16 protein-coding genes are annotated in these 21,130 nt (G+C 74.5%); 5 read left to right on the top strand and 11 right to left on the bottom strand.

What is annotated here, in order from left to right:
• Positions 1-265: 265 nt before the first annotated feature.
• A complete protein-coding gene (locus CHF16_RS31410; RefSeq protein ID WP_218826931.1) occupies positions 266-1,813 on the bottom strand; it encodes a serine/threonine-protein kinase in 1,548 nt (515 codons plus the stop codon).
• Positions 1,814-1,847: 34 nt separating this feature from the next.
• Entirely contained in the window at positions 1,848-2,870 is a 1,023-nt protein-coding gene (locus CHF16_RS31415; protein WP_089329790.1) for a helix-turn-helix transcriptional regulator, read from the bottom strand.
• A gap of 62 nt (positions 2,871-2,932) precedes the next feature.
• Here CHF16_RS31415 and CHF16_RS31420 point away from each other — a divergent pair, with 62 nt between their 5' ends.
• The gene (locus CHF16_RS31420) at positions 2,933-4,075 is read left to right on the top strand and encodes an epoxide hydrolase family protein (protein ID WP_089329791.1); all 1,143 of its coding nucleotides are present in this window, start codon (positions 2,933-2,935) and stop codon (positions 4,073-4,075) included.
• Between the two features lie 4 nt (positions 4,076-4,079).
• Here CHF16_RS31420 and CHF16_RS31425 read toward each other — a convergent pair whose 3' ends face one another.
• A complete protein-coding gene (locus CHF16_RS31425; RefSeq protein WP_089329792.1) occupies positions 4,080-4,670 on the bottom strand; it encodes a TetR/AcrR family transcriptional regulator in 591 nt (196 codons plus the stop codon).
• A gap of 157 nt (positions 4,671-4,827) precedes the next feature.
• Between CHF16_RS31425 and CHF16_RS31430 the strand changes: the two genes are divergently transcribed.
• The 4 genes from CHF16_RS31430 to CHF16_RS31445 are packed head-to-tail and all read left to right on the top strand — an operon-like array spanning position 4,828 to position 7,943.
• Positions 4,828-5,283: a hypothetical protein gene (locus tag CHF16_RS31430; RefSeq protein WP_218826932.1), complete on the top strand. Its 456-nt coding sequence runs from the start codon at positions 4,828-4,830 to the stop codon at positions 5,281-5,283.
• Positions 5,280-5,780 carry a nitroreductase/quinone reductase family protein gene (locus tag CHF16_RS31435; RefSeq protein ID WP_089329793.1) on the top strand — a complete coding sequence of 167 codons (501 nt, stop codon included), beginning with the start codon at positions 5,280-5,282 and terminating at the stop codon, positions 5,778-5,780. The genes CHF16_RS31430 and CHF16_RS31435 overlap by 4 nt, the downstream gene beginning before the upstream one ends.
• A gap of 48 nt (positions 5,781-5,828) precedes the next feature.
• Entirely contained in the window at positions 5,829-7,301 is a 1,473-nt protein-coding gene (locus CHF16_RS31440; RefSeq protein WP_143228186.1) for an EamA family transporter, read from the top strand.
• Between the two features lie 12 nt (positions 7,302-7,313).
• A complete protein-coding gene (locus tag CHF16_RS31445; protein ID WP_089329795.1) occupies positions 7,314-7,943 on the top strand; it encodes a LysE family translocator in 630 nt (209 codons plus the stop codon).
• Positions 7,944-7,970: 27 nt separating this feature from the next.
• Here the strand turns inward: CHF16_RS31445 and CHF16_RS31450 are convergent, their stop codons facing one another.
• The 8 genes from CHF16_RS31450 to CHF16_RS31480 are packed head-to-tail and all read right to left on the bottom strand — an operon-like array spanning position 7,971 to position 20,928.
• The gene (locus CHF16_RS31450; protein WP_089329796.1) at positions 7,971-12,191 is read right to left on the bottom strand and encodes a CHAT domain-containing protein; all 4,221 of its coding nucleotides are present in this window, start codon (positions 12,189-12,191) and stop codon (positions 7,971-7,973) included.
• A 16-nt stretch (positions 12,192-12,207) separates the two neighbouring features.
• A complete protein-coding gene (locus CHF16_RS31455; protein ID WP_089329797.1) occupies positions 12,208-13,284 on the bottom strand; it encodes a hypothetical protein in 1,077 nt (358 codons plus the stop codon).
• Positions 13,268-13,543 (bottom strand): hypothetical protein, encoded by a 276-nt coding sequence (locus CHF16_RS39765; RefSeq protein ID WP_143228187.1) that lies wholly within the window; start codon positions 13,541-13,543, stop codon positions 13,268-13,270. The genes CHF16_RS31455 and CHF16_RS39765 overlap by 17 nt, the downstream gene beginning before the upstream one ends.
• Before the next feature lie 31 nt (positions 13,544-13,574).
• Complete coding sequence (locus CHF16_RS31460; RefSeq protein ID WP_089329798.1) at positions 13,575-16,499, bottom strand: protein kinase domain-containing protein; 2,925 nt, start codon at positions 16,497-16,499, stop codon at positions 13,575-13,577.
• Positions 16,496-17,038, bottom strand: coding sequence for an FHA domain-containing protein (locus CHF16_RS31465; RefSeq protein WP_089329799.1), 543 nt, complete (start codon positions 17,036-17,038; stop codon positions 16,496-16,498). The genes CHF16_RS31460 and CHF16_RS31465 overlap by 4 nt, the downstream gene beginning before the upstream one ends.
• Positions 17,026-17,664 (bottom strand): 4Fe-4S single cluster domain-containing protein, encoded by a 639-nt coding sequence (locus CHF16_RS31470; protein WP_089329800.1) that lies wholly within the window; start codon positions 17,662-17,664, stop codon positions 17,026-17,028. Before CHF16_RS31470 ends, CHF16_RS31465 begins: the two co-directional genes overlap by 13 nt.
• Entirely contained in the window at positions 17,652-19,628 is a 1,977-nt protein-coding gene (locus tag CHF16_RS31475) for an AAA family ATPase (protein ID WP_218826933.1), read from the bottom strand. The genes CHF16_RS31470 and CHF16_RS31475 overlap by 13 nt, the downstream gene beginning before the upstream one ends.
• Positions 19,618-20,928 carry a hypothetical protein gene (locus CHF16_RS31480; RefSeq protein WP_089329801.1) on the bottom strand — a complete coding sequence of 437 codons (1,311 nt, stop codon included), beginning with the start codon at positions 20,926-20,928 and terminating at the stop codon, positions 19,618-19,620. Before CHF16_RS31480 ends, CHF16_RS31475 begins: the two co-directional genes overlap by 11 nt.
• Between the last annotated feature and the right edge of the window lie 202 nt (positions 20,929-21,130).

A 21,130-nucleotide genomic window follows, 5' to 3' on the forward strand; every position in this document is an offset into this window, starting at 1 on the left:
CCCTCACGGGCCGCGTCGGCACCCACGTTCCACGTCACTACCGAGCCATTCGATAATAAGCCGCGGGCCCGCCGGTGACCACCATTCCATGAAAGATGTAACCGCGCGGTATGCGATCTTGACGGCCCGCTCGTCGATCAGTTGAATGGCGCGAACGGAGCCGGAAATGCGGGTTCCCGCGTGGCATGCCCGGATGACCTGAAGGACCCCGATCGCCGCTGGCGTCCGAGATCGGTCCGGCCGGGCAGGCCGCGAAACGCCGGCGTCACCGCACGCGCGCTACCGCGGCGACGGTGGACGGGCGCAGGCCGTTCGCCGCCCGGCGGGTCGCCATCTCCCGGACGCAGTACATCGTGATGGCCAGGGTGGCGGAGGAGCACGTGACCGGTTGCGGGTTCACGAAGGCGATGTAGGGGGTGACGGAGACCTGCCACGGGGCGATCACGGTGTCGAGAACCGCGATGGCGTTGCAGGCCGCGAGCGCGTAGCCCGCTTTGCGGGTCGAGGATCCGGTCCGGGGCGTGAGGGCGGCGGCCACGCCGAGCAGGCTCGTCAGGGCGGCGGTGGAGATGGCCAGTCTCCACCAGTAGTGGGAATCTCCCCGGTAGCTGCCGACCGTGCCGGCGATCACCACGATGTAGATCACGGCCAGGAGGAGGGGGAGGGCGAACCGGGTCACTCTCGTCACCGCCGCGCGCAGGCGCGGGCGCGCGATGAGCGCGAGATTGCCGACGAGCCAGGCGGTGGCGATGGTGACCACGAGGGCCCCCGTCGCCGCGTCTTGGGCGTCGGAGCGGCCGTTCATATTGATCGAGACCAGGATCGCGGTCGCGACCACGGTCAGCAGCCATACCGCGCCCGGCAGCCAGGAGCCGCCGATGGGCGGGATCCCCGCGTCCTGGGCCGGGGCCGCGTCCCGGGCCGGGACCGGGGCGCTGTCGTGCTGCCGGGTGAGCCTCCTGGTGGGCGCCGGCTGGTCGAGCCGCCGCAGGGCCTGGGCCGTGTCGGCCGCGGTCCTGTAGCGCTCGGCCGGTTCCTTCCTCAGCAGCTTGTGCACGAGAGCGTCCCACGTGCCGGGGATGCCGGGCCGCACCGAACTGGGGACGGGCGGCTCCTGGGTGAGGTGGGCGGTCAGGTAGCCGACGCCGTCGGGGGCCTGGAAGGGCAGGCGGCCGGTGATCATCTCGAACAGCAGGCATCCGAGCGCGTAGAGGTCGCTGGCCGGCTCGGGATGGCCGCGCGCCTGCTCGGGGGCCATGTACGGGGGCGTGCCGACGATGAACCCGGTGCGGGTGAGGCGGTCGCCGGTCGCGTACGGGTCGGCCGCTCGCGCGACGCCGAAGTCGAGGACCTTCACCGCGCCGGTGTGCGTGATGAAGATGTTGGACGGCTTGATGTCCCGGTGCATCACGCCCGCCGCGTGCGCCTCGCTCAGGGCGTCGCAGATCTGCGCGCCCCAGCGGGCCGCCTCGTCCAGGGTGACGCCGCCCCTGGCCAGCTTCGCGTCCAGGCCCTCGCCCCGGACCAGTTCCATCACCAGGAACGGGGCGTCGCCGTGGTCGGGGCCGCTCTCGCCGAGGTCGTGGACGGTCACGATGTGCGGATGCTGCAGTCGGCCGGTGATCCGGGCCTCGCGCAGGAACCGGGCGCGCGCCTCGCCGCCGCGGCTTCCGCCGCCGCCGAGCGACGAGATCAGCTTGACGGCGACCCGGCGGTCCAGCGTCTCGTCCTGGGCCTCCCAGACTTCGCCCATGCCGCCCTCGCCGAGCCGTCGCACCAGGCGGTAGCGGCCTCCCAGAACCTGGTCGCGCACTGCGGCCCCCTGCCCTCGGTTTCGCCTCGGCTGATCATGCCACGCCGCCCTCGGGGGCCTCGCCTGCCCGGAGGTAGCGGTGACCGAGGGCGGTCACGTGGGTGCGCAGTTCGGGTGGGGAGACCACGTCGAAGTCGAGGCCGAGCATCCCGAGGTAGGCGGCGATCGTCTCCAGGCTGTCGGCGCCGGTGGCCAGGACGCAGCGGTCCGCGGCCACGGGTTCGACCAGGCCGACCGTCGCGTTGATGCGGGCGAGGACATGGTCGGCCGGGGCGTGGACGGTCACGCGGGCGTGGACCTTCCAGCCGGTCGCGGCCACGTTCCGCAGGACGAACGAGGTGTAGTCGCCGCCGGGCAGCGGGGTCGGGGTGAAGGACGGTCCGCCGGGCGTGCGCAGGGTCATCAGGTCGGCTCGGTAGGCCGACCACTCGCCCGACTTCGGGTCCCGGGCGACGAGGTACCAGCGGCGGCGCCAGCTCACGAGGCGGTAGGGCTCCACCAGCTTGCGGCCCGGCGGCGCGGCCGTGGCGGACGGGGGCTCGTCGGCGGCGGGCTCGGCGGCGGTGGCGTAGTCGAAGCGGAGCTGGACGCCGTCGCGGATGGCGGAGGCGATCGCGGCGAGGAGCGCGCCGTCGGTCTCGGGGTCGGCCGCGTCGGTGTCGAGGTTCTCGGGTGCACGGGACGTGGCCTCGTGCAGGGCCAGGACCTTGCGGCGCAGCCGGTGCGGGAGCACCTGCTCCAGCTTCGCCAGGGCGCGGGCGCTGCTCTCGGAGATGCCGCCGACGCCGGCGGCCGCGCGCAGCCCGATCGCGACGGCGACCGCCTCCTCGTCGTCGAGCAGCAGCGGCGGCAGCCGGGTCCCCGCGCCGAGCCGGTAGGAGCCCGCCGCTCCCCGGGTCGCCTCGACCGGGTAGCCGAGGTCGCGCAGCCGCTCGATGTCGGTGCGTATCGTGCGGGACGTCACGCCGAGGCGCTCGGCGAGCTGCCCGCCCGTCCAGTCGCGCTGGGACTGGAACAGGGCGAGCAGCGCCAGCAGGCGCGCGGACGTTTGCAACATCTCTCCAGTATCCCGGCACATATAGGAAGTGACTCTTCCTATATGGCTCCTACCGTGAGGGCATGACGAACAAGCAGGGCTCCACCGAGATCCGTCCCTTCACCGTCTCGATCGAGCAGGCCGAGATCGACGACCTCCGCGCGCGGCTCTCCCGCACCCGCCTGCCCCGGCCGGCGGCGGCCGACGACTGGACGCTCGGCACCCCGAACGGCTACCTGCGCGAGACCGTCGAGTACTGGCGCAGCTCGTTCGACTGGCGCGCGGCCGAGGCGAGGATGAACGCGTTCCCGCACTACCTGACCGAGATCGACGGCCAGACCGTCCACTTCGTGCACGTGCCGTCGGCGGAGGCGGACGCGACGCCGCTGCTCCTGCTGCACACCTACCCGGGGTCGTTCGCCGACTACCTCGACATGATCGGCCCGCTCACCGACCCCGTCGCCCACGGCGGCCGGGCCGAGGACGCGTTCTCGGTGGTCGTCCCGTCGATCCCCGGCTTCGGCTTCAGCACGCCGCTGGAGGGCGGCGGCTGGACGCAGGCGAGGGTCGCCCGGACGCTCGACACCCTGATGCGCCGCCTCGGCTACGACTCCTACGGCGCGCACGGCAGCGACATGGGCGCGATGGTCTGCCGCGAGCTGGGCCTTCTGAGCCCGCCCGGGTTCCTCGGGATGCACGTCCTGCAGCTGTTCTCGTTCCCGTCCGGCGACCCCGCCGAGTTCGAGGGGTTCGGTCCGAAGGAGTACGCGGCGCTGGAGCACATGCAGTGGTTCCAGTCGGTCGGCGGCTACAACGCGATGAACGCCGCCCGCCCGCAGACGATCGGCGCGGCGGTGGCGGACTCGCCCGTGGGGCAGCTCGCCTACAGCGAACTGCTCAACTCGTTCGGCAACGGCACCAGCCTGGTGACGATCGACCAGATCCTGACGCAGGTGTCCCTCTACTGGTTCACCAACACGCAGGCCACCGCGAGCCGGTACTACTACGAGCAGGCCCGCGCGGAGGCCGATCCCGCGGTGAACACCGCGCCGACGGGCGTCGCCGTGTTCGCGGACGACTTCCAGACGATCAGGTCCCTCGCCGCCAGGGACAACACGAACATCGTGCACTGGAGCGAGTTCCCCAAGGCGGGTCACTTCGCCGCGATGGAGGCCCCCGGCGACGTCACCGCCGACATCCGCACCTTCTTCGCCGGGCTGCGCTGACCGGTCAGGCACCCGCCCAGATCCTGCGGAGGGGGCGCAGGCCCTCCTCCACGTACTCGGCGATCGGGCGGGTGCCGCCGTCGTCGAACCAGGATTCGAGGGCGGCGAAGTAGCCGAACGCCAGTGCGTTGGCCGCGACGCGGGCCTGGGACGGACTCAGGCCCGCGTTTTCGGCTGCCAGCAGCGGAGCGACCCGCTGGGCGGCGCGGTCGAGCGCCGCGCAGGCCGCCATGCGGACGGACGGCTCGGTGAAGAAGTAGCGCACGCGCCGCCAGGGGCCCCGGCCCTGGGACCCGTCCGGGTCGTGCGGCGGCGCCTCGTAGCGGCGGACCGCCTGGAGGAGGCTGCCTACGGGGTCGGCGGGATCGATGATGCCGGCGACCGCGTCCGCGCTCATGGTGTCGAACTCGTCGGCGACGAGCAGCCCCTCCTTGGTGCCGAAGTAGCGGTACACCGACGACGGGGAGACCTCGGCCGCGGCGGCGATCTCCTCGATCGTGACGGCGTCGAACCCGCGCTCGTCGAAGAGGTCGAGAGCCCGTTCCTGGATGGTGCGCATGGCGTTGCGCCGCCACTGCTCGCGAAGCCCTCCCATGGGGCGAAGTCTAGCAAGTGACTCTCTGCTTGAACTTGACTCTCAGCAAGTCGTACATAGAGTGACTTTCTGGAAGACAGTCACTGTCTGAAAGCGCCTCCGCCGGTGCGCCGCCGGTCCGGGCGCGGACAGACCCGGCATGACGAGGAGTTCTGGGATGGCAGTGCAAGCGACCGGAGCGTCGCGGCCCCGGGCGGCGATCACGGTGATGTGGGGCGGGCTCGCCCTCACGATCGTCGCGACGGTGTATCCGCTGGTCGATCTCGGTACGACGCACGTCCTGGCCGACCACGTCCGGGCGACGTACCCGGCCTATGACTCCGGGGAGGTCGACGCGGCCGTCACGGCCTATCTGGCGATCTTGTCCGTGGTGGGCGTGCTGGGGGTCCTCGGCTGGCTCGGCACGATGTGGGCGGTCCGCGGCCGCAGGGCCTGGGCGCCCTGGGCGGCGTCCGGGGTCTGGCTGGCCGCCGCCTGCCTCGCGCTCACCGGTCTGACCGTGAAGGACACCTCGGGCGAGGTGGGCCTGGCGCCGCCGCTCGCGTGGCTCCAGGTACTCCCCTGCGTGCCGGGGCTGGTGGCCGTGGTGCTGCTCTGGAGGAGGAGCCGATGACCTCCCGCGGAGTCGCCGGCGTCTTGCGGCAGCTCGGCGGGGCGAAGCGGCGCATGTACCGCGGCGGGCGCCCGTCCGGCCCGATGCGGCTGTGGAACCGGTTCGACGCGCTGCTGTACGCCACCGGCTGGGTGCGTCCCGCCCACACCGCCGTGCTGCGGGTGCGCGGGCGGCGCTCCGGCCGGGACACCGCCGTCCCCGTCGCCGTCGCGGACGTCGGCGGCGCGGAGTACCTGGTCTCGATGCTCGGACCGGACGCGAACTGGGTGCTCAACGTGGAGGCGGCGGGCCGGACCGCCGTGCTGGGACGGCGCGGCCGCGACGTCCCGGTACGGCTCGAACCCGTCCCGCCCGAGGACCGGGCGCCGATCCTGCGCCGCTACGCCGCCGTCGCCCCCGGAGCGCGCCCGCACCTGCGCCTCGGCCCGGCGGCCCCGCTCGGCGAGTTCGCACGCATCGCCGAGGAGCACCCCGTGTACCGCATCCGGGAGCGCTGACGACGGCGGGGGCGACTCACTACCTCGAATCGAGGTACTCTCTCCCCCATGCCTCGTGCTTGGACGAACGGTCTGCTCGCCGCGTGGGTCACGACGACGCTGGGCGTGCCGTTCCTGCTGATCTCCATCGCCGGGCGCGCGCTGCCGGCGGACGTGCTCGCCTGCGTCCGGTTCGGGCTCGGCTGCGCGACCCTGCTCGCGGTGATGGCGGTGCGCCGCGGGGCGGCGTCCTCGCTGGCGGCGATGGGACGCCTGCTGCGGGCCAGCCCGGTCGAGATGCTCGTGGTGGGGGTGTGCAGCGCGGCACTGCCGTCCGTGCTGATCACGGTGGGCGAGCATCACGTGCCCACCGGTGTGGTGTCGCTGCTGCTGGCGGGCACGCCCGTCTGGGTGGCGGTCGGCGGCCACGTCGTGCTGCCGGACGAGCGGCTGAAGGCGCGGCAGGTGGCATGCCTCGCCCTGGCGCTCGGAGGTCTCGCGGTGCTGACGACAGGCGGGTCCCTCAAGGGGGCGTCGCCGTGGGCGCTGCTTCCCGTGGCGGCCGCGATGAGTTACGCGGTCGGCAACCTGCTGGTGCGCGCCCGGCTCCGCAAGACCGACCCGCTCACCCTCACCTGCACGCAGATGCTGGTCGCGACCGCCGCCTCCGCGCCGTTCGCCCTCGCCCACGCGACGCGCCCCGATGGATCGCTCGGGCCGTGGCTCGCCGCGCTGGTCCTGGGTGTGGCCTGTTCCGGACTGGGCTGGTTGGCCAATACGGTGTTGATACAGCGGGTGGACGCCGTGCGGGCCTCTCTGGTGTCCTTCGCGGCACCGCTGGTCTCCGTGCTGCTCGGGGTGGTCGTCCTGGACGAGCGCCTGTCGCCGGCGCGGCTGGCGGCGGCCGGTGTCGTGCTCTCCGCCGTCGCGGCGTACGGGCTGGTGTCGCGCCCGGGCTTCCGGGGGCCGTTCGCGCGAAAGGGGCAGGCCATGCTCGAGACCGCCGTCCTCGGCTTCCTCGCCGAGCGTCCGATGCACGCGTTCGAGCTGCGGAAGCAGATCACGGCGCTGATGGGGCACGTCCGCCCGGTCAGCGACGGGTCCCTGTATCCGGCGGTGCGCCGGCTGGAGGAGCGGGGGCTGCTGACCCGGCGGGTCGAGCCCGGTTCGCGCGGGCCGGCGCGGTACGTGCTCGCGCTGACCGACGACGGCCGCGCCGAGCTGCGCCGCCGCCTCGCCGATCCCGACGACGTCGAGATCACCGACCGCAACCGGTACTTCACGATCCTGGCGTTCCTGCACCTGCTGCCCTCGGCGGCGGGCAGGGCGGAGGTCCTGCGGCGGCGGCTGGCCTTCCTGGACGACCCGAAGCGCGGGTTCTTCGTGACCGGAGACCGCGCGCTGCGACAGGACGAACTGGACTCGCCCTTCCGGGCCGGGATCCAGCACATCGCCCGCGTCACCTCGTCGGCCGAGCGCGCCTGGCTCGCCGAGACGCTCGCCGCGCTGGAAACGGGGAAGACCCCGGCGGCCGGGGGATGACATGATCGGCGGATGCCGATCGAGCCGCACCTGCTCGCCGTGTTCACGGCGACCACGATCGTCGCGCTGATCACTCCGGGGCCCGACATGCTGTTCGTGATGGGGTGCGGCGTGCGCGGCGGCGCCCGCGCCGGGCTGCTGGCCACGGTCGGCGTGATCACGGGCGACGCGCTGTACGTCGTCGCCGCCGCGGCCGGGCTCGCGGTGCTGCTGACGGCGTTCCCGGTCGTGTTCACGGTGATACGGATCGCCGGGGCCGCCTACCTGATCTACCTCGGCGTGCAGATGATCCGGAGGCGCAAGGACGGCCAGGCCGACGACCTGGCCGGCGGCGGGATGCGGGGGCGGCGCGCCTTCCTCAACGGCGTGGTGTCGTCCATGGCGAACCCGCAGACGTTCACGTTCATGGTCGCCTTCCTGCCCCAGTTCATCAGCCCCGCGGCGGGGCCCGTCTGGCTCCAGTTCGCCATCCTGGGCGCCATCCTGATCGTCCTGGAGTTCCTGGCGGACGGAACGGTCGGCGTCCTGGCCGGGCGGATCGGCGGCTGGCTTCGCCGGCGCCAGGCGGTGCGCCGCAGGATCGACGCCGCGACCGGGAGCGTGTTCATCGGCCTGGGCGTCACCCTCGCGGCGGAGCACTGACCGGGTCGGCCCGGCCCGATCGACGGGTCAGCGGCCCTGGTGGGTGTAGGCCGCCCAGGAGTACACGTCGTACAGGGGGCCGTCCGGGTCGCCCTCGTCCTCTTCCATCGCGAGGAGCAACTGATCGGCCATGCCCTCCGGCGCCTCGCGGGACGGGTCGAGCATCCAGAGCTGCGCCGCCCGCAGAGCGTCGCGGGGGGACAGCCCCCGATGGAGATGCCGGTAGTAGACGAACATGAGCAGGGACGCCGCCCGGTCGGGGATCTTCCATCGCGAGCCCACGGCGGTGACCGGGCCCGCGGCGAGGATGGCCGTCGACAGGGTGAGCGCCTCGTCGTAGTCGCCCACGGCGAGGTCGCTGACGCAGGCGGCCGCGGTGACCCGGCCGCCCGGCGCGGCGGGGTCGCGGCCGTGCGCGGTCCGCAGGATCCGCTCGATCGTCAGCGGCTGGCCGCCCGCCAGGTGGAAGAACGCCGCCGTCGGCTCGTCCCCGGCGAAGGCGTGGCAGGCCAGGTGGACGTCCGACGCCCCCGGGCGGCCCGGCGCCGGGAAGCCTTCCAGCACCTCGTCCGGAGTGCCGTCGCCCGAGCGCCCGGTGAGGTCCTCGTCGCCGAGGAGGCGCGCCCCGGGGAAGAAGTGGCGACGTATCTCCTTGCATTCGATGGGGGCGTAGTAGAGGGTCCCGGACGTGTCGCTGACGATCAGCGGGTCGTCCCCGACCGGGCGGACGGGCCGCTGGGCGACGTCCACGAGCTGGCGTCCTGACACGGCGTAGGAGAAGACCGCGTCGGCGCAGGCGTAGCGCGGCGGGCCCTCCTCGCGGGGGCGCCGGCGGGCAGCGTGCCATGGCACGACGCTCAGCCTTCCCACCGGGACGAGCACCAGCCGCGGCTCCCGGCCCGGCCACTGGTCCGCGCAGAGCCGGAGCAGCGGCCGCATCACGGCCGTATGGGCCCAGTCGCACAGTGCGTCCAGGACCCGCCGCCAGCGGTTGGACGCTATGGCGTCGCGGTCGGCGAGTTCCTCGGGGGTCATGGACTGCACCGCGTTGCTCGCGTCGATGTACTCGTCCAGGATGCCGCTGTACTCGTCCATCAGGAGCGGCATCGAGAGCGGGAGCAGCCGGCCGTCCGCGGTGACGACGATGCCGGTGCCCGCTCTGCCCGGTACCGGCGGCAGCAGGTAGACCATCGCGTCGGCACCGGTCGCGGCCAGCGCCCGCGCGATGTCCGCCGTGGACGGCGGGTTGAGCAGGCGGGTCTCCGCTGAGCCGCCGGCGAGCGCGGCCAGCGCCCGGCGGCCCAGCTCGGACGGGACGGCCAGCGCGCCCTGCGCCGTGAGCAGCTCCGTCAGGTCCTGGCCGCGCTCCCACGGCCGGGTGCCGTACGCGTCGGGGGCGGCGCGCCATTCTGCGGCGAGCGGGCCGTGACCCGCGTCCGCCAGCAGGGACGGCACGTCGGCCGCGGAGGTCGCGGCGTGCAGGACGAGCCCCCGCCCGAGCTCCAGGGCGGTCACCGCGCCGCCGAGGTCGCCGTCCCGCACGTGCCAGTCGACGATCTGCTCCGCCTGCGAGTAGACCGCCCGCGCACGGGTGAGGGCCTGCCCGGTCCCCGTCTGGAGCAGGACGGCCTTGCCGTGCGCCCGCAGCGCCGCGAGACCGGCCTCGCGCGCGGCGTCGTGGCGCCCCTCCTCCCGGCGCGTCATGGCGAGCAGCATCCGCATCCCGGCCTCGATGTCGGGGTTGGGCCGCACGCCGGGATCCGCCAGCAGCCCTTCCAGCCGGGACGCGGCCTCGGCGTACCAGCCGGGGTCGCGGGTGAGCCCCCCGAGCGCGTACCGCGCGGCGGCGGCGAAGATCGCCAGCCGGAGCAGGGCGTTCGCGTCGCCCGTCCCCTCGTCCAGGCCGAGATCGGCGATCCGCATGGCCTCCTTGGCCGCCGTCCGGTCCTGCGTGCCCATCGCGATGAGCAGGTGCCCGCTGGCGGCGCGCACCAGCGTGTACGGCCGGGCCGGATGGCCGGGCGGCTGCTCGGCCAGGCCGGCGCTCAGATGATCCGCCGCCTCCAGGAGCGCGGCCGCGCCGCCGCCGCGGCCCGTCAGCCCGTGCACGATCATTCCGGTGCCGAGCTCGGTCCGCATGCGCGCCCGGTGCGGGTGCGATTCGGGCAGGGAGTCCAGCGCGGCGCGCATCTCCGCCACGCCGCGGCCGACGAGTTCGGCCCCGTCGCCGAACGCCCCGCGGACGATGTCGACCCCGGCCCGGCCCGCCCGGAGCAGCGCCGGCGAGTCGGGCGAGAAGTGGTCCTCGTCCGCGCCGGACCGCCGGAAGTACTCCGCGACGATCTCGCGGTAGTGCTCGGCGGCCCGCAGGTCCTCCAGGTCGCGGCTCTCGTTGTAGCGCCGCGTCAGCGCGCCCGCGAGGGACTCGGCCACGGTCACCCGGTCCCGGTCGTCCGGGGGAAGCTCCCGGTACGCCGCCGTCAGGTGCCCGATCCCCTCGGCGAGGCCCGCGTCGTTCTGGCAGAGCATGATGCCGAGCGCGGCCCGTGTCCATTCCCGCCGCTCGGAGCCGGGGTCGTCGAGGGCCGCGCGCAGCAGGCCGATCGCGGTGGCGGTGTCGGCCGAGGACATGTCGTACGCCGACCGGGTCATCAGCCCGATCGCCACGTTCCGGATGAGCACGTCGCCGGGCGGGGTGCCGATGGGCAGCGTCTCCAGGGCGCGGGTCAGCCACGGCCCCGCGGCCCGCAGATCGGCCGCGTTCGAGGTGGCCTGGCCGCGCGCCGTGAGCAGCACCCCGATCAGGGCCGCGACGGTCGAGCACGCGTCCGGGTCGTCCCGCCAGTCGGGCTCGACCTCGATGAGCACGGCCGCGGCCCGCTCGATGTCGGCGAGGTCGGCGGCGCGGCCGCGGCGCGAGCGGGGCAGCCGGTCGTGCAGGGCGATCCCGAGCATGAGGCCGCTCAGCGTCCGGGCCTCCCCCGGTTCGAGCAGCTCCCACGCCTCCCCGGCGTGCTCGGCGATCCGGTCGAGGTCGTCGTCGGTCGCCGCGCCGTCGGCCCGCTTCGTGTACGCGTAGGCGAGGAGGCCGGCGAGGGGCCCGCGGGCATCGTCGCGCGCCGCCGCGAGCGCGGCCCCGTAGTGCTCGATCGCCGCCGTGAAGCCCGCGCGGCGGCCGTCCGGGGACGGGTCGCGGTCGGCGCCGGCGAAATGCAGGTCGCCGAGCATCTCGCGGGCGTGCGCGGCCGTCGCCTCCCCGGCGCCGTCCAGCAGTTGCTCGTAGCGGGCGATGGCGGCGAGCCGGTCGTCCTCCGCGCCCCTCGCCTCGAAGCGCCCCCGCAGCGCGTCGGCGAGGTAGCCGATCGTCCCGGGACGCGCTCCGGGGGCGCCGGCGACGCGGCCGAGCAGCTCCACCGCCCGCTCGGCGTCGCCGTCGCCGGGTTCGGGCGCGTCCGGCCAGGGATCGGTGCGGCGGTCCCAGTGCAGCTCTCCCAGGCGTCCCGTGACGCTCGACAGCGTCGCCTCGTCGGCGTGCCCGCCGGACTCCATGGCGGCCCGTAGCCGGGTCAGCAGGTCGATCGCAGCGTCGCGGTCCGCTCGGGCCAGGGCGATCTGGCCGTCGTCGGGGGCGTCGCCGGCGTCGAAGGCGTCGGCGAAGGCGAAGTAGCGGTGGTCGAAGCGGAGGGCCAGCGCCATGCCGTGCAGGTAGTCCAGCCACTGCCGCAGCGCGTCGCCGCCCGGGGAGTCGCCCGCCATGCGCCGGGCGCGTACGCAGTGGTCGATGGCCGCGTCCAGCTCGGCGCGCGGGACGTCCTCGTCACCGGCCATCCGTTCCTCGTACCTGTCGAGGAGCAGGGCGGCCAGGTCGGCGAGCGGTTCGCCGTCGTCCGGGTCCCCCGGGACCGACCGCAGCCAGGCGCGGAGGTGCTCGATCGCGGCGTCGCGGTCGGCCGCGGCACCGCCGAGGCGGTACCGCTCGGCCCGCGCCTGCCCGGCGAAGGAGAGCGCGTCGGCGTGGCCCTCGTCGCCGGCGTCGAGGGCGCGGACGGCCCACTCGGTGCAGTCGATGACCTCGTCGAGGTCGGCGGCGGCCTCGGCCCGCTCCTCCGGCTCCGCGGACTCGTACCGTTCGGCCAGCGCGGTCGCCAGTTCCAGCCGCAGCGCCGCCTCGGCCCGGGGCCCGCCGGGCACCACGACGAGCCGGGTCCGCAGCCAGTTGACGTAGTCGTGCAGGTCCGCCCGCGTCATGGCCTCACCTCTGACGTCATGGGGTCGCCTCCGAGTCGCCATCGCCCTGCGGCGGCGCGCTCTCCTGGCAGGGGGCGGCGGTTTCCGGCGCAGGCCATGACAGCGGGACCGCCGGATCGTCCGCCCAGCCGCCGAGGTACTCCGACAGCACCCGGCCCGCCGCGACGTCCCCCGTGGTGGACGTGGGCTGAGCGAACCCGACCGCGGTGTAGATCCGATCGCGGTAGCAGGTCACGAGCGCTTCGATGAGGTCGCAGTAGTTCTCCACCGCCTCCCGGACGCCCCGCATCAGCAAGGCGGTCACCAGTGCGACGCCCAGCACCCAGCCCACGGCGTACCGGGACGGGCCGAAGGTGGGCGTCCACAGGACGGCGGCCAGCGTCCACACCAGGTTCTGGCCGCGCAGCGTGACACGCCGCGACTCCTGGGCGAGCCGCGCCCGCGCGTCCGGCGGCAGCACCATCAGCAGGTGCTCCCAGCAGACGGTCAGGTTGAGGCCGTGCCGCCGCTGCACCCGTTCCACCATCGCCGCGAGCGCGCAGCCGATGCGGGTGGGCGCCATCAGCGTGTCGGCCGCCGGGTACCGGTACAGCTCGCCGATCGCGTCCCGTTCGATCCGGCCGCGCAGCGCGTCCCGGGCCATCTCCCGCTCCGCGGCGATCAGGTCGTCGGGCAGGGCGGCCCGCTCGGGGCCGGGGGCCTGCGCCGCCCGGCGGCGGCGCGCGATCTGGCGGCGCAGCAGCCACTCCCACAGCGGCCAGGCGGTCAGCCCGCCCGGCCGGGGCACGTCCCCCGCGATCACGTGGACGATCCGGGGCGTGGCCGCCGCGACCAGCAGCGCCGACCCGATCACCAGCGACCCCGCCAGGACGACCAGCGCCGCGTAGCCGACCGCGCCCGCCCCGTCCAGCCGGCACCAGGCGTGGCCCAGCGGGTCCTCCGGCCCGGCGGCCCGGCACGCGGTGGCGGTGCCGCCGCCGCTGACGAGCCGGGCGCTCAGGCCGATGGCCCAGAACGTCAGCGCCGCCGCCGCGACGTGCCCGGTCCACCGCTTCGTCCAGGGCCCGGCGAGCGACTCAAGAAGCTTGTCCACCCGCCCCTCCCGCGGGCGTCTGGGCGGCGGGAGGCGTCCGCGTCAGCACCTTGCCGTGCTCACCGCACCGGCCGCTGCCCAGCGACCCGTCGGGACGGGCGCGCTCCCTGGTCGGGCAGCCGGGCTCCGGGCAGTAGAAGTACGTCCCGGACCAGCCCGACCCGGCGCCCGGAGGCAGGATGTCACCCGAGCGGGTGCCGCTTCCGGGACGCCGCTTCTCCTCCGCGCTCCGGTCCTGCTCAACGCCTTCGTCGGTCATCCGTTCCCCCGTTTCCGAGCCGCCGGTGCGGTCACCGGTCGTCGACGACGAGATAGCCGAGCACCGCGACGGGCAGGAACAGCAGCAGGGCCGTCCAGAACGTGCCCGCGCCGCCGATCCCGGCCAGCCAGCGGGAGAGCCCCTCGCTGATCGGATTGATGAAGATGTGCAGCAGCCCGCCGAGCACTGAGTCGGCCTCGGGGCTCTCGCCCGCGAGCCAGTCGCGGAGGGCGGTGACGCCGCGATCGAACAGGTCCGGCCAGATCGCGATGACGAGCATGGCGGCGAGGCCCGCATGGAAGACGTCCCGCGCCCGGTCGCGCCGCGCCCGCCGGCGCCGCGCCCCCCAGCCCGCGACCACCGCCAGCGGAACGAGGATCGGCAGGTGCGCCACCGACACGTCCGCCGCCGCCCGTCCCGCGCCGGAGGTGTCGGCGAGCGGCACCTCGTGCGCGTAGACGGTGCGGATGATGACGCACGTCCAGAGCAGCGCCGTACAGGACGCGAACACGACGGCCCCGGTTCCGACCGGCCGCTGCACCAGGGCGCGGGCGCGGACGAGCGGCTCGTAGCGCCCGCGGGCGCGGACGCCGCGCCGCATGGCGGCGCGCGCCCCGGTGCCGAGGAGGGCGGCGCAGATCAGCCCCAGCACCGCCACCGGCCCGATCCAGCGGCCGGGCACGGCGCCGAAGTCGGAGAGCAGGCCGGCCGCGAAGTCCGGCACCGGCAGCGCGTGGCTCACCGGCATCCAGCGCGGCAGGCACGCGGCGGTGAAGACGAGGACGCCGGTCACCGCGAGGAGCGGCGCATGGCGGCGCCACAGCGCGGCGATCAGGAGGGACAGCAGGAGGAGAGCCGGCAGCACCGCGACCGTGGCGTCCGCGCCCGCCCTGCCCAGTAAGGCGCCCGTCTGGGTGAGCTCCTCGGTCGGCTCCATCGTGATGTCGTCCCGGAAGGCCCTGCCCAGGACCGTCGCCGACCAGGTGCAGGCCATGAGCATGAGCAGTGCCGCCAGCGCGCCGAGCAGGCCGTAGCCCACCGCCTCGGCGGGCTCGGTCCCGATCCGCACCTTGTGCGCGGCCCTGCGGGCGATGTGCCCTTGGGCGGCCCGTTCGCGCAGCGCCTCGACCGTCGCGGCCAGGGCGCGTCCCTCCAGGCTCGCCGGATCCGCTCCGGCCGCTCGGGTCCTGAGGGCTCGCCACCACGCGGGCCCGCCGATCAGCCTGCCGCCGGTGAGCCGCAGGACGGTTCGCTGAGCGGTGCCGTCCCTCGTGACCGGGTGCGCGGACTCGCCCGCGCCCAGCGTGAGGGCGATCGCCGTCATGTAGGCGTTCGCACGCTCGCGCCCGTTCAGCGGGTCCCAGGTCATCGGGCTCTCGCCGGGCCCGGCCCGGACCTCGGCGCGCAGGGACGCGACACGGTCCTCGACCAGCCGCATGATCACCGGCACGTCGTCGGCGACCCGCAGCAGGACGGCGCACCGGTCCTTGGGACGCCCCTGGTGGTCGCACCCGGCGTGCCCGCACGGCCGCCGCGCCGCGATGCGCAGCGCGTCCGAACCGAACAGCCGGGCGTAGACCGTGTCACCGGTGCCGGCATGCCCGGCCAGGCCCACGTCGTCGAGCCGGATCCCGTGCAGGGTGGGGACCACGTCCGGCGCGTAGGTGACGACGAAGTCCAGCACCAGCAGCGGGGCGGTGTCCGGGCTCACCGCGCCCAGCGTGCGGAGGTCGACGAGCGGGTTCCCGACGTCCTCCAGCAGCCATTTGGCGAAGTCGTTCCCCCGCGCGAGGAGCCACCGGGCCGCCTCCTCGGGCTCCCCGGCCATCGCCTCGGCGAGCGCCCGGGGGTTGTCGTAGGGGGCGCCGTGGAAGGTGATCGGGTTGGTGGCGCGCCGGGTGCCGTGCCCGGGGAGGACGGTCGGCCGGATGACGTCCGGGTCCTCCCCGGCCAGCCAGGCGCGGACCTGGGCGCCGCCCCAGCGGTCGTCGGGCTGCCGGGTGAACAGGCCCGCGAGCAGGCTGCGCCAGCGCGGGTCGGTGACGCCGTCCAGCGGCATCTCCACGTCCAGGACGAACGTCTCCCGCACGCCGTGCTCGGTGATGTCGTTGGCGTGGTGCGTCGCGCCGGTCAGCATCAGGTAGACGATCTCGCCGAGCGACCACCACGGCGACTCGGGCCGGCGCAGCCCGATCACGCCCTCCGGCGCGGTGTAGCCGGGAGCCGCGATGACCTGCCCGTTCATCCCGGTGACGGTCGCGCGCGCGACGCCGCCGAAGTCGGTCACCACGATCTGCTCGGACCCGTCCGCCGCCCGCCGGAACATCAGGTTGTCCGGCTTGAAGTCGATCGGGATCCGGTCGACGGGGTTCCGCCAGTACTCCAGCGCTTCGGCGAGCGCGGCCAGCAGGGCGCGGACGCGGTCGTCCGGCATCGGCCCGCCGGCGCCCTCGGCGAGGATCACATCCTCCAGGGAGGTGCCGAAGTACTCCATCTCGACCCAGCCGACCGTCCCGTACGGGGTGGTGACCTTGCCGAAGCCGCCCAGGCGCGGGGCGTGCCGGTCATAGTCGTGCTGCTTGAGGTGGCGGAGCAGGTCGAGGTCGATGGGCCGTTCCGCCCAGTGGACCTTGACGGCGACGGTCTCGCCGTCGGACCGGCGCCGCGCCTCCCACACCACGCCCTCCGTGCCGCGTCCGCGCTCCCCGTGCGGCTCGTACTCGGCGAGCAGTTCGGGCGGGAACTGCGCGGCGCCGCGCAGCGACTCACCCACCTCCGCGGCCCCGTTTCCCTCCCCTTGGACGGCGGTGCGCGGGCTGCCGGTGGTGTCCCCGTGCTGGATCATGGTCGGCGGGCTGCCCGTCCCGCCTTCCCCCTGGACGGTGGTCTCGGGGCTGCCCTGGCGGACGGTGGGCGGGCTGGCCAGGCGCTCGGGCCCGTCATCGGGCGGGGTCATGGCGCGCTCCTGAGTTCGCCGTTCTCATCGATCTCGAACACCGGCACCTCGACGTCCAGACCGAGCCGAAGCGTGTCGCCCGGACGCAGCGGCAGCGGCGTCACGGCCCGCTTGCCGTTGACGTAGGTGCCGTTGGTGGAACGCTGGTCGGCGACCCAGAGGGTCTCGGCGTCCCAGTACAGCCGCGCGTGGTGGCGGCTGATCTGCTCGTACTCGGCGAGGCCGTCGACCTTCGCGCAGTCGGGCTCGTCCCGTCCGAGCAGCAGGCCCTCGGGCTTCACCACGAGCAGGTCGCCGAGCAGGTGCAGCGCGATCACCGGACGGCGGCCGGACGGGGCGGAGGACGCCGCGCCGTCCGGCTGCTGGTACACCGTGCGCGGCGTGCCCGGCGCCGGCCCGGTATCCGCGCGCGGCTCCTCCGCGGGCGTCTCGACGCGCGCCGGTTCCAGCTTCACCTTGTGGGTGTCGCAGGAGCGCAGCACGGGCGATGTCGGGCAGCCCTCCGGGTCCTGCGGGCAGCGGAAGATCATGGTCGCCATGTGACCCCCTCGAACGTGACACCGCGGGCGCGCAGCGCCCGCTCCAGCCTTGCCATCGCGCCGCGCGCCGGGACGCCCGCGAACCACACGTTCGCGCCGTCGACCGAGAACTGCATCGGCGGGCGTTCCGGTTCGTGGTCCAGGTGGCGGTCGTAGCGGGCGTGGCCGAGCTCGGTCCGCGGCGTCAGCACCTGGTTGGCCGACCCCCGCCAGATCAGCCGGGTGGGACGGGCCGCGTCGTACCGGCCGGTGATGACGGCGTCGGCCCGGCGCAGCGGCGCCATGTCCACCTCGTCCGGCTCGTAGCCGGTGTAGACGAGCAGGTCGGCCTCGCGGCCCAGCTCGTCGCGGACGGCGGCGGCCATCTCCAGCAGCTCCGCCAGCTCGTCCGGCTGGGCCAGGGGCTCTCCCCCGCTGACCGTGAGCCCGTCCATCCCGTGCTCCAGCGCCTCGCGCCACATCCGCTCCAGGGTGGGGAGCGCCAGGTCCGAGCCGCCGGACGGGCTCCAGGTGTCGCGGGCCAGGCACCCCGTGCACGCCAGCGGGCAGCCCTGGAACCAGACGACCATCCGGCGTCCCGGGCCGAGCGCGGTGATGGGGCAGGACACCCGGCTCACGCGGGGCATCGGTCCACCTTCAGCCGCCAGGTGTCGCCCTCGGGCTCCATGTCGAGCACCGTGATCTCCTCACCGGGGGTGGGCGGACGGTCGAACAGCTCGGCCGCCAGGGGGTTCACCAGGGCCGCCTCGACGGCGTTCAGCACGCCCCGGCCGCCGTGGTCGAGCCGGGCCCTGGCCGCGAAGCGCAGCGTCTCGAAGGCCTCGTCGCCGATCGTCAGGCGCGCGCCGTGCCGGTCGGCCACCCGGCCCACGACGGAGTCGAGCGCGCGGTTGAGGATCCGCGGCACGTGCTCGGGCTGGATGAAGTCCATGACGATGAAGTTGTCGCCGAAGCGGTTGCGCAGCTCGGGCCGCCGGATCGTCTCGTCGAAGAACGTCCGGAACGCCTTGTCGAGGGCCTGCCGCACCTTCTCGGGGTCGTCGGTGTACTTCAGCCTGCGCTCGATGTCACCGGTCTTGGTGACGACCCCGAGGTTGGAGGTGAACACGAGGACGGTCTCGGTGAAGTGCACGGTGGCGCCCCGGCCGTCGGTGAGCCGGCCGTCCTCCAGGATCTGCAGGAACAGGTCGTAGAGCCGGGGGTGCGCCTTGTCGATCTCGTCGAACAGCAGCACGCTGATCGGGTTGGCGCGCACCGCGTTGATCAGCTCGCCGCCCGCGTCGAACCCGACGTAGCCGGGCGGCGCGCCGATCAGCCGGTCCCGCGCGTGCTCCTCGGCGAACTCGCTCATGTCGAACCGGATCGGCTCGGCGTCGTCGCCGAGGATCAGCTTGGCGATGCCCTTGGCCAGCTCGGTCTTGCCGACCCCGGTCGGGCCGGACAGGAACAGCACGCCGCGCGGCCGGTTCGGCGAGCTGGACGCCTGCGCGCCGGTGAGCCCGGTGACCGAGCGCTGGAAGATCTGCAGGGTCCGCGCGACCGCCCGCTCCTGGCCGATGACCTGCGCGTTGAGGATCTTCTCCCCCCGCTCGATCTTGGCGCGCAGCGCGGCGTCCGCCCACGGGTTGTCCAGCACGCCGACCCGGTAGAGCCGGACCGCCTCCTCCAGCCGCTCCAGCGGCAGGCCGCGGTGCTCGGCCATCCGGCCGATCGCCATCAGCTCCACGAGCTGCATCCCGTGGGTGATCCCGGCGAGCCGCCGGGCGGCCTGGGCGCGCTGCTCCGGCCCGGCGCCCGGGTCGACGTCGCGGAGCGCGTAGGCGGCCACGCGCTCCCGCTCGCCGAGCAGCGGCTCGGGGATCGCGATGACCCGCAGCCGCCGGCTGTCGGCGCCGAACTCGGGGGCGAGGTGGTCCTGCCGCTCGGTGACCCAGAAGATCGTGTTGTACGGCGTGACGCCCGGTCCGCGCACGGGCATCGCGGTGTGCCCGAGCGCCTCCGCCACGGTGAACAGGTCGCGGCCGAGGTCGCCGGCCTCGGAGTCGCCGCGGCCCACGCGGGCGGCGTAGGGGAAGACGAGCCCGATCGCGGCACCGCGCCAGCGCACCACGTCCACCAGGACCTGCCGGATCCGGGACAGCCGGACGGCGTCGGGGTTCTCACCGCGTCCGGGACGCGCCGCGTCGGCCTGGGACATCTCCCGCAGCGACTCGGGGCACGCGGGCTGCCCCGAGTCGGTCAGGGACAGCGGCCACAGCACCATCAGCTGGTCCAGCGGGCTGTGCTCGCCGAGCGCGCCGTAGCCGTGCCCGCGGCACACCCGCATGATGACGTCCTGCAGCGAATGCATGACGATCTCGCCCGAGCCGTCCTCGGCCGGCAGCGGGTACTGGTCGCGGACGTTGCCGGTCAGCAGGATCTGCGGATGGGTCAGCAGCGCCATGTCCAGTTCGCGGACCCAGGCGGGCAGGGCGGCGGCGCCGGGCGGCACCGCTCCTCCGGCGGGCACCGCTCCTCCAGTCGTCGGCGCCCCTCCGGTCGCCGTGGCTCCACCGGTCATCGGGGCCGTCACCGGCACGTCAGCGGTCATGGCGCCGCTCCCTCGCCCGCTCGTTCGTCCGCCCGGCGGAGTGCCTGCGGCGGCGCCTCGACCGGGTCTGCTCGACCGCCTGCCAGGACTCCTCGGCGGCGGCCGGCGGCGGCATCTGGCCCGGTCGCAGGCGGTAGGACCGCCGGATGTCGAGCCCGCGCCAGTCCTTGGCCAGGTCCCGCACCTTGTCGTTGAAGCTCATGTCGCAGAACGCCTGCTGGGCGGCCGTGTCGACGAGCGGGTCGGGCTCCTCGCCGGGTGCGAGCACCACGCTCGCGCGCATGCTCCCCCGGCTTCCCTGCATGGTGACGCGCAGGGCGTAGCGGTCGGCGCGCCAGGCGCCCGGCGGGGCGCCGGCGGCGTGCTCGGCCCGCGCCAGCCGGTCGCGGAAGTCCTCGCCGAGGTCGACGATCCGGTCTCCGTCCGCGGCCAGGACGGTGGCGAAGTCCTCGCCGACCTCGCAGCCGATCTCCCGCAGCGCCTCGGCCGTGGCCGCCGCGACCTTGTCCGCGGCCCGCTCCCGGGCGGCGGCGCGGTCCGCCTCGGCGACCGCCTCGGTGACCAGGTCCGAGACGGCCTCCAGGTCCGATCCGTGGTCGATGGCGGCGAGCAGGCGGGGCCGGTCGGCCTCGGCGGCGTGCCGGGCCAGGGCGCGCAGCCCCGCCCTGGTCCGCTCGTCCTGGTCGCTCTTCGCACGGCGCTCGATGGACGCGACCACGCGCTCCTCCAGCGTGCGCAGCGCCGTGCGCGCGGCCTGCACGGTCCGAGCCGTGGTGATGCCGGACGTCAGCGCGGCGAGCCCTTCGAGGTCGTCGGCGTGGCAGCGCGCGGCCTCCTCGGTCAGCAGGTCCTCGGCCCGGACCAGCAGCGACTCCCTGACCTCGGTGACGTCCCTCTCCCGCAGCGCGGAGCCCTCGCTCCGCGCCGGCGCCCCGCCGTCCGCCGCGCGGGTGCGTGCGGCCGCGGGCCGCGACGTGCGCGGGGGCCGGTGCCGCGACAGCCGTTCCGCCAGCTCACGCGTGGCCAGCCGGCCGGACTCGTCACGGAGCGTCCCGACCACCGCCTCGGCCGCGGCCACCCGCGCGGCCAGCGCGTCCGCGCTCTCGCCGGTGCCCGCCTCGGCGATGTCGGACGCCCCGGCGCGCAGGTCGCGGCTCCCCTTCCGGCGCAGCCGCTTCTCGAGCTGCCGGGCCTCGGCGCGCAGCTCGGCGAGGCGCGCGGCGAGTTCGCGGCGCCGGGCCTGCTCGCGCGCGGCCTCGGCCGCCGCGTAAATCCAGCCATAGCCTTCGGAACCGCTCATGAGACCCCCTGTCTCCCCGTCGCGCAACGGCCGGCGCGGCTTCCCCCGGCCGCCCGGCGCGAATGATGATAAGACCGAATTCAGGTTTTTCAATGGGAATGCCGAGGCCACTAAAAGCCACAAATGATCATCAGCCTGGACGGAACGACCCGACATTCGTCCGGGATCCGCCGTACTGTAGTTATTCGCCGATATAGCCGGG

This window comes from Actinomadura meyerae (genome assembly GCF_900188445.1).
Classification (GTDB): Bacteria; Actinomycetota; Actinomycetes; order Streptosporangiales; family Streptosporangiaceae; genus Spirillospora; species Spirillospora meyerae.